General features: G+C 46.6%; 15 protein-coding genes and 2 pseudogenes. 5 read left to right on the plus strand and 12 right to left on the minus strand.

Translation table 11 applies throughout. From position 1 onward, the window contains the following. The 9 genes and pseudogenes from J0L70_RS28410 to J0L70_RS28450 form a co-directional block, all read right to left on the minus strand. Positions 1 to 448: pseudogene (locus tag J0L70_RS28410) on the minus strand (CPBP family intramembrane glutamate endopeptidase); the annotation flags it as partial. Positions 449 to 483: 35 nt separating this feature from the next. Then, positions 484 to 1,446, minus strand: a complete 963-nt coding sequence (locus tag J0L70_RS28415) for a CPBP family intramembrane glutamic endopeptidase (protein WP_287456771.1) — start codon at positions 1,444 to 1,446, stop codon at positions 484 to 486. Between the two features lie 51 nt (positions 1,447 to 1,497). Then, on the minus strand, positions 1,498 to 1,785 hold the full coding sequence (locus J0L70_RS28420) for a hypothetical protein (RefSeq protein ID WP_026148303.1): 288 nt from the start codon (positions 1,783 to 1,785) through the stop codon (positions 1,498 to 1,500). A 47-nt stretch (positions 1,786 to 1,832) separates the two neighbouring features. Beyond that, positions 1,833 to 2,288, minus strand: a complete 456-nt coding sequence (locus J0L70_RS28425; protein WP_287456772.1) for a peptidoglycan-binding domain-containing protein — start codon at positions 2,286 to 2,288, stop codon at positions 1,833 to 1,835. A gap of 68 nt (positions 2,289 to 2,356) precedes the next feature. Next, on the minus strand, positions 2,357 to 2,914 hold the full coding sequence (locus J0L70_RS28430) for a DsbA family protein (protein WP_287456773.1): 558 nt from the start codon (positions 2,912 to 2,914) through the stop codon (positions 2,357 to 2,359). A 102-nt stretch (positions 2,915 to 3,016) separates the two neighbouring features. Continuing rightward, entirely contained in the window at positions 3,017 to 3,697 is a 681-nt protein-coding gene (locus tag J0L70_RS28435) for a GOLPH3/VPS74 family protein (protein ID WP_287456775.1), read from the minus strand. A 331-nt stretch (positions 3,698 to 4,028) separates the two neighbouring features. Then, positions 4,029 to 4,466, minus strand: coding sequence for an RDD family protein (locus J0L70_RS28440; RefSeq protein ID WP_287456776.1), 438 nt, complete (start codon positions 4,464 to 4,466; stop codon positions 4,029 to 4,031). A gap of 463 nt (positions 4,467 to 4,929) precedes the next feature. After that, complete coding sequence (locus tag J0L70_RS28445) at positions 4,930 to 5,553, minus strand: response regulator (protein ID WP_287456778.1); 624 nt, start codon at positions 5,551 to 5,553, stop codon at positions 4,930 to 4,932. Positions 5,554 to 5,560: 7 nt separating this feature from the next. Further along, positions 5,561 to 7,846, minus strand: a complete 2,286-nt coding sequence (locus J0L70_RS28450; protein ID WP_287456780.1) for a PAS domain S-box protein — start codon at positions 7,844 to 7,846, stop codon at positions 5,561 to 5,563. Positions 7,847 to 8,388: 542 nt separating this feature from the next. Here J0L70_RS28450 and J0L70_RS28455 point away from each other — a divergent pair. Next, positions 8,389 to 8,547 (plus strand): glycine zipper domain-containing protein, encoded by a 159-nt coding sequence (locus J0L70_RS28455; RefSeq protein WP_154660816.1) that lies wholly within the window; start codon positions 8,389 to 8,391, stop codon positions 8,545 to 8,547. Between the two features lie 163 nt (positions 8,548 to 8,710). Here the strand turns inward: J0L70_RS28455 and J0L70_RS28460 are convergent, their stop codons facing one another. Then, positions 8,711 to 9,451 carry a MerR family transcriptional regulator gene (locus J0L70_RS28460; RefSeq protein WP_017285499.1) on the minus strand — a complete coding sequence of 247 codons (741 nt, stop codon included), beginning with the start codon at positions 9,449 to 9,451 and terminating at the stop codon, positions 8,711 to 8,713. 121 nt (positions 9,452 to 9,572) lie between these two features. On the opposite strand from J0L70_RS28460, the gene J0L70_RS28465 reads away from it, so the two are divergent. Both J0L70_RS28465 and J0L70_RS28470 read left to right on the plus strand, forming a co-directional pair. Beyond that, positions 9,573 to 9,719, plus strand: coding sequence for a transposase (locus J0L70_RS28465; RefSeq protein ID WP_502711035.1), 147 nt, complete (start codon positions 9,573 to 9,575; stop codon positions 9,717 to 9,719). 45 nt (positions 9,720 to 9,764) lie between these two features. Next, positions 9,765 to 10,156 (plus strand): annotated as a pseudogene (locus J0L70_RS28470) (IS1/IS1595 family N-terminal zinc-binding domain-containing protein); the annotation flags it as partial. A gap of 67 nt (positions 10,157 to 10,223) precedes the next feature. Here J0L70_RS28470 and J0L70_RS28475 read toward each other — a convergent pair. Further along, positions 10,224 to 11,465 carry a GAF domain-containing sensor histidine kinase gene (locus tag J0L70_RS28475; RefSeq protein WP_287456781.1) on the minus strand — a complete coding sequence of 414 codons (1,242 nt, stop codon included), beginning with the start codon at positions 11,463 to 11,465 and terminating at the stop codon, positions 10,224 to 10,226. A 139-nt stretch (positions 11,466 to 11,604) separates the two neighbouring features. Next, on the minus strand, positions 11,605 to 12,204 hold the full coding sequence (locus J0L70_RS28480; protein WP_268242467.1) for a Crp/Fnr family transcriptional regulator: 600 nt from the start codon (positions 12,202 to 12,204) through the stop codon (positions 11,605 to 11,607). A gap of 322 nt (positions 12,205 to 12,526) precedes the next feature. On the opposite strand from J0L70_RS28480, the gene J0L70_RS28485 reads away from it, so the two are divergent. Both J0L70_RS28485 and J0L70_RS28490 read left to right on the plus strand, forming a co-directional pair. Continuing rightward, positions 12,527 to 13,558, plus strand: a complete 1,032-nt coding sequence (locus tag J0L70_RS28485; protein ID WP_287456782.1) for a sensor histidine kinase — start codon at positions 12,527 to 12,529, stop codon at positions 13,556 to 13,558. Then, positions 13,555 to 14,241, plus strand: a complete 687-nt coding sequence (locus J0L70_RS28490; protein WP_353736673.1) for a response regulator transcription factor — start codon at positions 13,555 to 13,557, stop codon at positions 14,239 to 14,241. The genes J0L70_RS28485 and J0L70_RS28490 overlap by 4 nt, the downstream gene beginning before the upstream one ends. Positions 14,242 to 14,316 lie beyond the last annotated feature (75 nt).

The following is a 14,316-nucleotide window of genomic DNA, read 5'->3' on the forward strand; positions in this document are numbered from 1 at the left end:
GGAAAAATGTTGCTAAAACCAAAGATAGTACTCCGCCGCTACCGCCCTCTGCGTACACACTCTGGACACTGTTAGTGTTCCCGGTGATCTGAATCCAACCCAGAACAGCCAGCCCTTTGAGTACGAAGGCAACCAGTCCGACTCCGATCGCGATGAGGAACCAGCGCTTAGAGACCGGACGCAAACCAAAGGCGTTCAGGGAACGAATCCGCAGTAGCACTGCTGCTGCAAATCCGGCAATTCCAGCGATACCAGAGAGCGCGGTGAAGACCAGTCCGTAAACCACGGGGTTAAGACCGAGCCGCTTGAGTTGCGAGCCAACCCCGATTCCCACGATCGCGAAGACGACAAGACCGACGGCGATTTCAGACCAACCCGGACGGGAGGCACGGTTTGGTGCGATCGCGGCAGGGGTCTTTTGTGGGTGGTTAGAAGACACTTTGGACATGGTGATGAACTCCTTTGATCGAGTTGCTGATGGGTTCAGGAATCGACGGGTTCGGCTGCCTTGTCACGCTTGAACACCTTGTAAGAGATCGCCAGGAAGACGGGAATCAGCACGAGAGAGGTGATGTCGTAGAATCTTGCGTGGTACTCACTGATGCTGAATAGGGCTGGCGCGGAGAAGAAGCTTCCAGACCAGTTGAACAAGAGAAAATACGCGATGTTGTTGGCAAAGTGTGCGCCGATCGCAAGCTCGGTCGTGCCGTCGATCAATGAAACGATCGCATACAGCAGACCCGTGCCGACGAAGATTCCGACGAACATCCCGATCCAGCCACCCTCCTGTGACTCTGGGTTAGTGGCGTGCGGCAGGGTGAAGATCACGGCTGAGACGATCGCCAGAAACACACGGTTCGACCAGATTAGGCTTGCACCCTGCACAATGTACCCGCGAAAGAAAAGCTCCTCGGTGGTCGTCTGGATCGCAGTGAGGATTAGCGCGATCGGTACAAAGAGCGCGAACGTCTTGAGGTCGGAGTTGAAAGAGAAGCTATCGGGGTAGAGGAGGTACTGCCCCAACCCGCCGAGCAGTACCCAGGGCACAAATCCAGCCACGAAGCCGTGACCGACGCGAGTCCAACTGATCTTCTTCCGCGCCGTGATCAGCGTCCGGGGATGGCGCTGGTGGATGAGGGTGACGGCGATGAGAATTCCTGCGAGGAACACCGGAAAACCCGCCATGGACACGACGAAGCCCCCCACAGGACCAAACGCCGCGAAATCCAGCCGACCAAGCGCTGCGGCACCCTCTTTGCCGCCGAGCGCCAGCGCGACGATCGCACTGGCAAGGTTGGCGACGACCATCCATGCAAAGAGGATAATCATCAGCCCCAGAACATACCGCCACCACCGATACTTACCCCACCCAGCAGCCTCGACGTAAGTCGCGTCTTTCACTTCCGTTCCGATTCTCGGCGTTCCTTTGGTTGCTTTGAATCTCATCTTTGTCTCCTTAACTTTTGTGTGGATGTAGTGCCTGGATCTGACCGCTAGTTACGTGGGAGAACGCTTACACTGAATTGCTTTCACATTTCGTAGATAGCTCAACTCAGGCTCAAAATCTGTAGGACAGAAAGCATACACAATGTCCTGAGGTTGGCTAATGACTAAACGGTAAGCGGGTGGAATTCCTTCAGAACTTTCAATCACTTCAATTCTGGGAATCACCTGTGGACTAATTTGAGCCAGAGATGGGAAACTGAACAGCAACAATAGGCTGACCAGTATTGTTGCTGAAATAACTCGCGGGGATTGTTGAAGCCTGGACAGAATCTTATTCATTAGAAGTGTCCTTATGAGTTTTTTCGGAAGTTTTTCTGAATGATTAATTAGGATTTCCAGGGAAGCGGTGATCGATAGGGATTCTCCCGCATATCTAGCACTTCCCAAGTCGTAGGGTTGACCTGTCCTGTGACGGAGATGTCGTAGCGTTGTTGTAAATCTCTCACCGCAGACTCTGTAATCGCACCAAATACACCATCAACAGCAGCACCATTGGGAGTTCCTAACCTGACTCCGGCAGCATGCAAAAAACCATTATCCGAGAGAATTTTCTGCAACATTTGTACCTCTCTACCGCGATCGCCCCGTCTTAGGGTTGGCAACGACAGATCCGTGTAGGCGGTTGCAACGAGAATAGGAGATTGTTGCGGTGGAGGGGTGGCGATCGCTGGGTGCGTTCGTGAACTCCCAATCACTCCTGTCACCGTGATGATTGATAGAGTAGTTTTAGCAAATATCGCAGTGATTCTAGAAGTTAATCGTCGTATTGTGGTTAATTGCATCATCTTTCTCCTATTTGTCGCTATGAATGATTTGCATCGTGTAAGCGAACCTGTTTTGAGGGTATTCCTTAATGACTTGCAGCAATCATAGCTGTCGTCAATTCTGTCATTTTCCAGCGTCTGGTATAGCGAATGTTGTTGATAAATAGGGCTGGCGCCGTTTTTACTCCACTGTGTATTCCACCTTCGATATCTTCATTGATGCGATCGATATGGACATGTTTAGATAAGTCTTTGAGAAACTGCGGAATATCAAGCTCCAAATCGTTGGCGTATTCTAGAAGGTAGCCGTTCTCTAACTTCTGTTGATGAACAAATAAAGTATCGTGCATTGACCAAAACTGTCCCTGGGCAGCGGCGGCTTCAGCAACTTCGGCGGCTCGTTGAGCATGAGGATGAATCTGTGTTTGCGGAAAATGACGGAAGACAAAGCATAAATAATCTTCTCCAAGAGAAGCACTATGCTCTTGTTTGAGCCGTTTAATCAGCTTGTAAGCGTCCGCACTTTTAGGGTCTTGATAGTCTCCATACATCACCAACACAACCTTTGCACTCAGCACACCTTGCATCCAATCTTGGGTTGAAGGAGGGACAAGTAAGGGACTGTAACTACTATCGTCGTTCATTTTTCTACGTTTGCATCAAGCAGAACACTCTGGACAAGTCTGACAGAAAAGCTTTCCTGTCAAATTTTCCCGGGCTATCGTTCTATAAAACTCCTAACGATTTCATCTGACATTGACTGCACCCAGAGTCGCGGCTGTTTGAACGGTGAAAATTGCTTTTGAAACTGCTTTGCCGACCAACTCCCCTTCTGCGATCGCCTTAATTCGCGATCGTGCTTCAGGACGTTCTTCAGGCGTGAACACCGCATCGGTCAGGTGAGAGGCTTGCATCAAACTAATCAATGCTGCCATTCGAGAATTCAGTCCAATGCCTTCTAATACGGCTGCACGAACTTGCTGGACAATCTCGCGTTGAATGGATTCATCGGTGAGAAAATATCGCTGCGTTGGGAACAGTCCAAGAATGCGTTGCTCTTGTCGTTCTAAAACACCTAAATCAACTAAGTTCTGCAACACAATCGTTTGAATGCCCAGGTATCTTCGTCTCCAGCGAGTCACCCAGAACCTTGCAGTTCGAGGACGAGACGATGCTAGAACCTCACTGAGGCGTTGATCTAAGAATTCATTGCCTGTGTTGCCTGTGATTCCTGCGGGGTTGCGCAAAGCGCTAATCGCACCGATCACACGATTATCGTTGTCGATCTCAAGTTTGCCTTGCAGTACTAAGTCTAGTAATAAAGAACCGACCAAGCCATAGTCGAGTGCAGAGTACCAAGAAAAGCGAGTTTTCCCAGTTTGGGGATTGAGTGCAAGAAGGATTAAGTCCTGTGAAAGATATTGCATGATGAATTCATGATTGAGGTGTGCTGCGGTTCCTTCGGAGTTGCGCCTCGGCACTAATCCCAAGTTGGATGCCGAAAGGTGAGGATCTTAAACGGCTTCTGTCTATATGCCTGTGCGATCAAAAAAGGAACATAGTCAGGGGCAGAGCATTGAAGCAGGGAACCTTGCTATAAAAGCTGGGAAAAACCTGATGATTTAGGACATGCCTAGCGTACGCAACTTGAACATTAGCTGAATCACTTTGAGTCGGTGACTGATGCGTTAGCGTAACGCGAGGAACTTTTGTCAGCAGTCAGAGTTTAATACTCACCGTTATCTCCTGGTTCAACGTTTATCCTTTCAGCACGACCGTATTAAAAATCTTGTCGTGCCAAGTTTGCTGCTGTTCATCGACAAAGAACCAGAGGTAACCTAAACAAAAGATCAGACTACTCAGATAGTATCCGATCGAACCGCGCAAACCCGCTACTACAAAAGACAAAGAACTGTAATTAACTTTAACAACTCGGATATTCATCATTCCCATTCCAATAGATCGTTCTCGACGACTCCAAAAGTAACCAAAGTACAAAAAATGCCCAAGCCAGAGAACAAGCAAAAATCCGATCAAGCCCAGAGACAGTAATAAGTCGGGAATTTGTATCTGACTCCGGTTATAGACTCCAGCAGCTAATCCAATCGCAAACATCGCTAGCGAATAGAGAATTATAAGAATCGCTTGATCAATCAACCAAGCCAAAGAACGTTGCAAAAAGTTTGCCTGAGGCACCTTTATACTCCTATTTCAATAGTTCCCAAAGTCTATCTAAGGCGAGTTCGGGATAAGAAATCACTCAATACGCTTTGGCGAATTCCAACCGCCGAGCGCTCAGGAATTATCTCGAACTTACATTAGCGTAGGTTCTGCTAGCAGCGAGCAAATTCATCTAGAACTAAACGAGAGAGTTGCGATTGCAATCATTCAAACGCCCCTTCTTGATAGGAATAGTCCGACGGCTCGTAGTAGATGGCTACATCAGTCAGTTGAATTAGCGCATTGCCACTCCGGTCATAAATTTATTTTCTGACTGTATAACTGTTTGCATAAATTCAATATAGGAAATTGCCTTCAGTCCGTCGTCTACAGTGGGTTGAATTTTTTACAGTACAAATTGATAGAGTGCCCCTGCGATCGCAAAGTAGAAGGCTGGTTCTAACTTAAGTTAGAATCCGAACTCGATCGAAAGTACACCTTACAAACTGACAATGCCGCGTTTAACCGCGACGATCACAGCCTGGGTGCGATCGTTCACATCTAACTTATTCAAAATTCGATTGACATGAGATTTAACTGTACCTTCACCAATACCCAAAGCAGTCGCAATATCCGCATTACTCATTCCCTGAGCCAGTAAGCGGAGTACTTCTAGCTCTCTTTCACTCAGTTCTGGATTGCTGAGGCGTTGTGCTAACTTTGCGCCCACATCAGGCAGAATATACTGCTGACCCCGATGAACGGTGCGAATCGCATTCAGAAGCTCGTCCGGTTCAGTTTCTTTCAACAGATACCCTTTGGCTCCTGCCTGCAATCCCCGATAAATATCTTCGTCACTATCATACGTGGTCAGTACAATAATCCGAGCGGATTTAGCGATCGCACAAATTGCAGTAATGGCGGCAACTCCTTCCATTTCTGGCATTCGCAGATCCATCAGCGTGACATCCGGTTGATGTTCCTCAAATAGCGCGATCGCCTGTTCCCCATTTTCCGCTTGGGCAATCACGTTCATCTCTGGATCACGGTTAATAATTGTGGCTAATCCTTGCCGAAAAATGGCATGATCGTCTGCAATCAGAACCCGAATGGCTTGATTCATCGTGTTGCTACTCCCGATTAACGGTGACAATCATCTGCGTTCCCTGTCCAGGTTGACTCCTAATTGTGAGTTGTGCGCCGATGCGCTCTGCCCGTTCGCTCATGCCGAGTAAGCCAAACCCCTTAGAGGAGGGAATGCTACCGACTCCAAAGCCCTGCCCATTGTCTTTCACGCGCAAGCAAAATTGATCGCGATCGTAGACTAGCTCCACTCGGATTTCGTCAGCGTTGGCGTGCTTGATCGCATTGGTTAATGCTTCCTGCCCAATTCGCAGTAGGTTACTCTCTACTTCAGTTGATAGAGTATACGCTGTCCCCTTGACTTCATAATACAAAGTGGTATCGTTTGCAGCCGCTCTGATTTGAGTTACGAGACGATGTAGAGCGTTCTGTAGACTGCCTTCTTCTAAAAGCTGAGGACGGAGTGCAACGACCGATCGCCGCGCTTCAGTCAGTCCAGTTCGCGCCAATTCTTTGATCAGGTCTAGGTGCGCCTGGGTTGCTTCTACATCATCCGTTAGCACCTGGTTTGCCGCTCCGACTTGAGCCAGAATGCCTGTAAACGACTGAGCAAGGGTGTCGTGAATCTCGCGTGCCATACGGTTGCGTTCTTCCAGAATCGATGCGGCTTCTGCTTGCTTTTGCGGCGTAATATCTCGCGCCAACCAAATCACCTGCTCATGCCGAATCGGGGAAATGCGAGCCGAAAACCAGATTTCTCGTCCAGCTATCCACTGACTGTATTCAACTGTAAGTACTTGTTGAGTTCTCAACACCTGCTGAATATAACTCAGGAATTCATCGGCTTGTTCCCTGTCATAGAGTCGATGCAGTGTCTTACCAATATACTCCTCCCGATATAACTCTCCATAGGACGGATTCCCTTTGATTGCACAGATCAATTGCCCCTCACCATTGAAGATACACATTGGATCGGGAATGGCTGAAAAGAGCGATCGCAGTTCTGCTTCAGAGGCTTGCAACGCGACTTCTGCCTGTTTACGATCGCTAATATCCGCAATCACTCCTTCGATGTAGTCATCCCCTGTATTCAGATAAGAAGAGAAAAGCCCCCAAAAGACTGTCCCATCTCGTTTTCGCATCTGTGCTTCATAGCTTCGCACTTCCCCATCCCGCTTCATCACCTCGATACCTTGTTGGCGATCTCTGAGATTGACCCAGTAGCCTGTAGTGTGTTCAATCCCAATCATCTCCTGGGGTGAATCAAAGCCAAACAGATCGGCAAAGCGTTGATTAGCATCGAGAATTAATCCATCACCGATACGAGTACGGTAGATACCAACCTGCGAGTTTGCAAAGATGTTGCGGAACTTGGCTTCACTGCGTTGTAATGCCTCTTCTGCTTGTCTACGCTGAGTGGTGTCATTGCCCACCGATAAGATTTCAACGACATCTCCCTGGTCATTAAAAATAGCTTGATTCGACCAGACCATCCAAATGCGCCGACCGTCTCGACACAGGTTTTCACCCTCGCCTTGCGGGTACGATTTGGGATTGCGAAGTAAATCATGGACAAAGGGTTTAACATCGCGTCCAGAGATTTCGATGTCTGGAATGATGGTTTCAAATAAGGTTCGCCCTAAAATCTGATGTTCTTCATAGCCCAGAAGTTTTATCCCATAATCATTGATGTAGCGAATCCGTCCTTGCGGATCATAGCGAATGATGACCGAATTCGCGGTTTGTAGCAGGTTGCGATAATTTGCTTCACTTTGTCGTAATGCGTCTTCTGTTCGTTCGCGATCGATGATCTCCTGCTGTAGAGCTTGAGTTTGTTCTTCTAGTTTCCTTTCCAGTGTTTCGGCATAGTTTGCTAACCGTTCATACCGCCGAGTATTTTCTAGTGAAATTGTTGCTTGAGCTATCAACAGTTCAAGGATTTGTAAGCGATCGCGGGTAAACACTCCGGTACTGAGATTGTTCTCTAGATAAAGGATGCCGATCAGCTGACGTTGCTGAAGAATTGGCATACACAGGAGAGATCGCGTCTGGTGGTGTTGGATGTAAGGAGCAGTTGAAAAAGACAATTCGGTGACTGCATCATCAAGCACTAAAGTTTCTTGAGTGCGTTCTACCGAGTGAATGACGGAGATAGGAATCGTTGCACAATCAGCAACAGCAAGCTTTTCCAGGTCACACTGTCTATTTCCGCTGCATTGAGCGACTACAATGAGTTGATCCTCTTCCAAGAGAATCAGAGCGCCCCTTTCGGCTCCTGCATATTCGATCACCCCCTGCATCAATGTGGCTGTTAATTGCTCAAGATGGATCATTAAATGCTCCTCCGACGAAGGACTGTCAGCCACCTCCCAAAGTATATCGCTTGACAAAATCCAGAAAATTAAGCTTCTGGACGAATTTTTTGAAGGTTTTCCAATGGTTGCATTAAAGCCTTGAATGATGAGATATAGTTTGTCAGATTCTTAAGCCATTAGCGAACCTACTTGGAGATTATCCCAGTGAGGCGTTTGAACTGTTGTGTCAGATGGCTTTAACTAAAGAAACCAACTTATAAGCCGATGCCTATGTCAACATCTCTCTAACAGGAGGAATTTTGCCAATCTGTAAGCAGATCATTCATCAAGGGCTGCTGTCGTCTCAATCTAACTGATGTTTTGAAAGAGACAAATGTGGTAACACCGATGTCAGCAAGCAGGGCATGAGTTTGCCAGAAACTTTATCCATTCTCACGCAGTTTCCGACGAGTTCGATACGATCGATAAAGCAGCAATTTTTAAGACTCAAGCGATCACTACCAGGATTTGAACTTCAGGACCACAATTAATCGACAACCTCAAATGCGGAGGAATCAGTGATGGGAAATTCACAACGTAGCATGGGTGCGAGTATTGCTTTGGGTTTATCGATTGGAGTTGCAATTGGATTAATCGTAGAAAATCTTGTTTTTGGAATCGGCATTGGTTTAGCTGTTGCGATCGCTCTTAATCTTGTGCTTGAGCAAAGTAAAAGATAAATCTCAACAGAGGCATAATATGTCTTTTGCCATTGGACTGAGCCTCATTACCCACCTGTTTTTTCCCGTTGCTGGTTTAGTTGGGCTGTGGCGAGGAAATGAACTCAGCGCTCTTAATGCCCTATAGTGGGCGATCGCAAGCAAATCAGACCGCCCACTTCTATCACTCGGATTGCTCCAGAGCAGATCTAGCTCTAGCCAAATATTCCATCATCGCTGCATCGACCATTCCTCGACTAACCACTTCAGGCTGCTCCTGTTGCCACATCCGGTTTAAGGCTTGTTCAACTCCAGGATCGCCTCCTGTAAACGCTTGGATTAATTCAATTGATCGTCGCGCTAGAGCTTTAACGGGTGCGGCGGTTAGATCAGTCCCTTTCGCCATCTCTACTTGGACTTGATCAAATAAATCTTGCCAGTCAGCTTGAACTTGCTGAATCCGTTCTTCGCCTAATGATTCCTGACGTTGCCGAAGGGATTTCAATTGTTCAGGGGTGTAATATCGTTCCAACATATTCATTGCCTCAATGGTTTGGATGACTGCTTCCACAGATACGGTTTGCATCGAACCCACCGCTTGAGCGATCGCGTCCAGTCGATTGAGCAATTTTTGAGAAAGTTCAATTTGCTCACGCAGGCGGGCAGTATGGAGTTGAATAATGTGATCGAAGGAAAAACTGTGTTGCTCTAGGCACTCACGAATTTCTTCGAGGGAGAAGCCAATTTGCCGCAGCGATACGATTTGTTGCAAGCGAATGATGTCTTCTCTGTCATACAGTCGATAACCTGCTTCAGTGCGATGAGAGGGCGAAAGTAAGCCGATTTCGTCATAGTAATGTAACGTCCGTACCGAGACCCCAGTTTGTTTTGCGAGATCACCGACCTTGAGTGCAACTGATTGCATCTTCCCCTCCTGACCTAGTCCAGACAACCTTAGAGGATGTTTTAAAAGACAATTGAGGCTGTAAAAAAGCTCTCTGGTCATAAGCTGTAAATACGTAAAAGCACAGCACCGAGAGAGCTACATGAGTAAATCGTATCCCAGTAACCTCACTCCTGCCCAATATGAATTGTTGAGCGACCTGCTACCTGATGCAAAACCTGGCGAACGACCGCGAGAAGTAGACTTATGGGACATTCTCAATGCAATTTTTGGTAGTGCATCAAATTAATGTGGGACTGATAAAGTAGAGGCAGATTTCTTCTGGAGCCTACCAATGGAATGCCCCCTGTGCGGACACCCGAAAGCCCACAAACATGGCAAGATGCCGAACGGTCATCAACGCTACCTCTGCCCGACTTGCAATCAAACATTTTCAGAAAACCTTGATAGTCTCTACTATCGCCGCCATATCAGTCCTGAGCAAATTCAACAAGTGCTGCAAGCGCACAGTGAAGGCAGCAGTCTACACGGGGTGAGTCGGATCACTGGACTCGCTTACAACACAGTCGTCAGCATTGTTCGAGCAGCGAGTCAGAGAGCGCAACTGGTACATAATGCGGAAGTTCAAGCGGTCGAAACAAGCGAGGTCAGTGCTGATGAACTGTGGTCATTTGTCTCAAAAAACAAAAGCAATGCTTGAGCCAAGAGCGAGAAACTAGAGATTGCTGTTAAATCGCACGTTACTTTTAGCCTCAAATCATTGCAGAAGGAGATTGAACTTGATGAGGTTCATTTAAGGCACGATTGACAATTGAACGCTTACAGTTGTGCCTGCTGCAGAAGAATGAATGGTCAATTCTCCATCATGTGCGGTGATAATTCGCTTTACGATCGCGAGTCCTAATCCTGTTCCAGAAGGCTTCGTAGAACAGAAAGGTGTTGTTAGGTGAGGTAAGATTTCTGGCGGAATGGGTTCTCCATTGTTATGAATATGGATGCAAACTCGCTCTGCATGGAGGGAGCTAATCTCACACCTGATCTTTTCTCCAGGCGAGATTGCTTCAAAAGCATTCCGAACTAGATTGATAAAGACCTGCTTGAGCTTATCTCGATCGGCGGAAATGTGAATGTCCGGTTGTGTGAAGGTTAATTCTATCTGACGATCAGTTGCTTCGGGCATGTCCTTAAGTTGTATGAGCAGCTCGCTCAAAAAGTCGCCAAGATTCAACCTGGAGCGCTTCAAGACCTGCGGCTTTGTGTAGAGCAAGATTTCAGTGAGTAACTGCTTCAGACGTTGAGATTCATTGAGAGCTAAGGCTAATCGTTTTTGATCAGAGGTGTTAAGCAATCGTTTTTTGGCATAGTTCAACCCCATCTCGATCGTGGTGAGAGGATTGCGAATCTCATGAATAATTAAGGCTGTGAATTCTCCAATCTCAGCTAGGCGTTCCTGTGTTGCCAATTTTGATTGGATTGCTTGTAGTTCTCTCAGCCCAGTCGCAATTTCCTGCTCTAAACGTTGATCGCTCAATCGTTTCTGCTGATAGAGTTGATAGTTCTCGATCGCCATTGCTGCGCGTTCTGCAAGCGATTGAACGATCGAGATCTTTTCTGAACTGTGTTGACAAGGATGCTGATGAAATGCGTAAAGCGTTCCGATGACTCTGCCATAGATAGTTCGCAGTGGTACTCCCAGAGAATAAGTGTAGCTGCCGAGTTGCTCTTGATGGTCGAGGTGGTGTTCTACATCATCAATGTGCTGAAGCAATCCATGCTGAAGTAGAATTGCCGAAAGTTCTGTATGAAAAGAAGATTCAGGGCCTGCTTCATGGAGAAGCGGGTGACTGGCAAGAATTTGCCAATCTCCTTCCTCGCAGATAGTTATAATTGTCCAGTTTGAGTTCAACAATTGACAAACTTCACAGGTAATTCCATGCAAGTAGCGACTTAAGATATAAGCTTGATCGTTCAATTCCGCTAAAGATTCCAGAACATACCGCTGTTGTTCAACTGATTGGCTGTTCTGTAAATTCATAAGCGCGTCTCCACACCAGAAAAATGATGTTAATGAGCGTAGAACAAAGCCTATGCCTACGTCTTTGATTGAAATCAAGCTTGAGAAATTTTTAGGTTGTCTTAAGAATTTCTCCTTCGCGAAGCGTTAGTATCTGCGCTCACTTGTTGAGTTGAATCATGCGTTTTGTTCGAGTAATGATCCCCTCTTTCTGGAGTTGTTTTAGGGTGCGAGATAAGCTTTCAGGACTCACACCTAAATCTTGTGCAATTACCCTCATCGATCGATGAAACTGCATGATTTCTTTACCTGAATCCGTCATGTAGCGAAGATAGTGTAAAATTCGTTCGCGCGTAGACCGAATCCCACGAATTTCTAACATGATCTTGGTTTGGTGTAATCGATGTGCGAGAAGTTCCATAAATGCACTAGACAGTGCAGGATCTTGTTGCAGTGCTGGCCAAAACTCCGATTTGGGAAATCGGGCGACTCGTGCTGGTTCTTCTACGATCGCAGTGCATACATAAGATTCCTTAAACAGAGCAATTTCTGCAAAGATTTCTCCAGCATGAACTCGATAATGGTCGATTTCTTGACCTTCATTCGTGTAATGGAGCAGTCGAATGGTGCCTGACTGTAGAGCAAAGATGGAGTGAGCGGGATCATTTTGGTAGAAGAGATAGTCTCCTAGTGCTAAGTCCTGATAGGTTACAATCGAGCGAAAATGAGACAAAAGCTCTTCGACATCCAAAAAAATCATAGAATTGAAAAACAGAACGAATTAGCTTAAGTAAGCAATTTAACTACTATTGCTAGAATTGCTTAATTCAAGATGAGAGACACGTAAGAACTGGATAAAATATAAAAAATAATATCTAATTCTTAAGAAGTCGCTGAGTTTTGTCGAGTAACCGTATCTCAAGAATTTCATATCATTAGCCGCATTTTGAGCATTTCAGCTTAATGTGGAATGAATCCTCTCTAGGTAATGAGTGAAGTCGATGAATCCGCTGGGTCAAGGTTCAAATCGGTGGAGTAGAAGGCGAAAATGGCTTGATTTCGCCTCATTACAGGTTCGGCTGATGGTCGTAGTGATTGTGATTTGCGCGATCGCACTTGCTAGCTATAAATTGTTCAGTCATTGGAGCATCCAAACGGTGCTAATGATGCACTCCGAGCAACTGACGATCGCGCAATTTTTAACGATTACAGAACAACTCGCAACACTCAGTCTGCTTGTGATCAGCGCAATGGCTGCCACGATTCTAGGGGGGATTTGGCTACTCCTCCGTCCCTTGAAGCAATTTCAGTATTGGGTGCAAACGACAACTACTGTTGCTCAGTTAACGACCTTTAATGCACGTGCTGCCCCTAGCGAGATTCGGACTTTAGCACAGGCATGGGATGAACTCCTCAGCCAGCGAGCAGCCGTCAAACAGCAGCAGCGTCAATTTATCAGCGATGTGGCTCATGAACTGCGATCGCCGTTAAGTACGGTCTATGGTTATCTTCAACGTACCGTCAGACGAATCCCCAATCTATCCGTGTCTCAGCAAGAAAGTCTTGAAATGGCGACTTCGGAAGCCGAGCGGATGACGCTGATTTTACAGGATTTAATTAGTCTCGCACGAGCGGAAAGTTTTGATAGTACTCTTGCTCAAGAACCACTCATTCTCAATGAATTTGTGCGGGACATTTCCAGCATGACAGAAAAGTTTGATCATCCGAATATTCAGACTGAAATCGCTCCGATGCCTATTCGAGTGCAGACGCATCGGGATTACTTAATGCAGGTGCTAGATCATCTCATCCAGAATGCGGTTCGATATTCTGATCCCAATTCACCGATTTTGATTCGACTCAAGCAAGTTGACAATTTCGCAGTGATTCAAGTGATCGATCGTGGTGAAGGGATTCCTCCATCCGATCAAGTGATGATTTTTGAACCTTTTCATCGCATTGATCCCTCGCGTAGTCGAGCAACGGGAGGAACAGGACTAGGACTTGCGATCGTCAAGACTTTGATCGAAAAGATGGGAGGCACGCTTTCTCTCGATTCTGAGCCTGGGGTTGGCACAACCTTCACATTGACCTTACCGATATTAGGACGATGAGCATGAGCATTCCCCACATTCTGATTGTCGAAGACGAGGTGCAACTTGCACGGTTTATTGCCCTGGAGTTAGAAAGTGAAGGCTATCAGGTGAGTGTTGCCCACGATGGCATGAATGGATTAATGCTGGCTCGTGAAATATCTCCTGACTTGGCGTTGCTCGATTGGATGCTACCGGGTCTATCAGGGATTGAACTTTGCCGCCGATTGCGATCGACTGGGTTTAAAGCACCGATCATCTTTTTGACTGCAAAAGACGAAGTGGGTGATCGGGTTGCAGGGCTGGATGCTGGAGCAGATGATTATGTTGTTAAGCCCTTTAGCATTGAGGAATTGATTGCGAGAGTTCGCGCTCATTTGCGTCGAAATCAAGAGGCGGATGAAGAAGTCTTGCAGTTTGGAACGTTAAGGCTCAACCACAAAACACGAGAGGTTTATCGGGGAGGACGATCGATTGAATTAACCGCAAAAGAGTTTGATTTACTAGAGTACTTTTTGCGGCATCCTCGCCAAGTTCTGACGCGCGATCAAATTCTCGAAACAGTATGGGGATATGATTTTGTTGGAGACTCTAACATCATTGAGGTGTATGTTCGATATTTGCGCTTGAAGCTAGAAGGATCGCACGAACCCCGCTTAATTCATACGATACGAGGAGTTGGCTACGCTTTGCGAGAAGATTAGGATTTACCCGTGATTAAAGTCCCATCATTAATCACAGTCACTTGCTCAGGGCTGAAAGTTGGGGCAAATGTTCAT

The organism is Leptolyngbya sp. UWPOB_LEPTO1 (assembly GCF_017302695.1).
GTDB classification, from domain to species: Bacteria; Cyanobacteriota; Cyanobacteriia; order Leptolyngbyales; family Leptolyngbyaceae; genus Leptolyngbya; species Leptolyngbya boryana.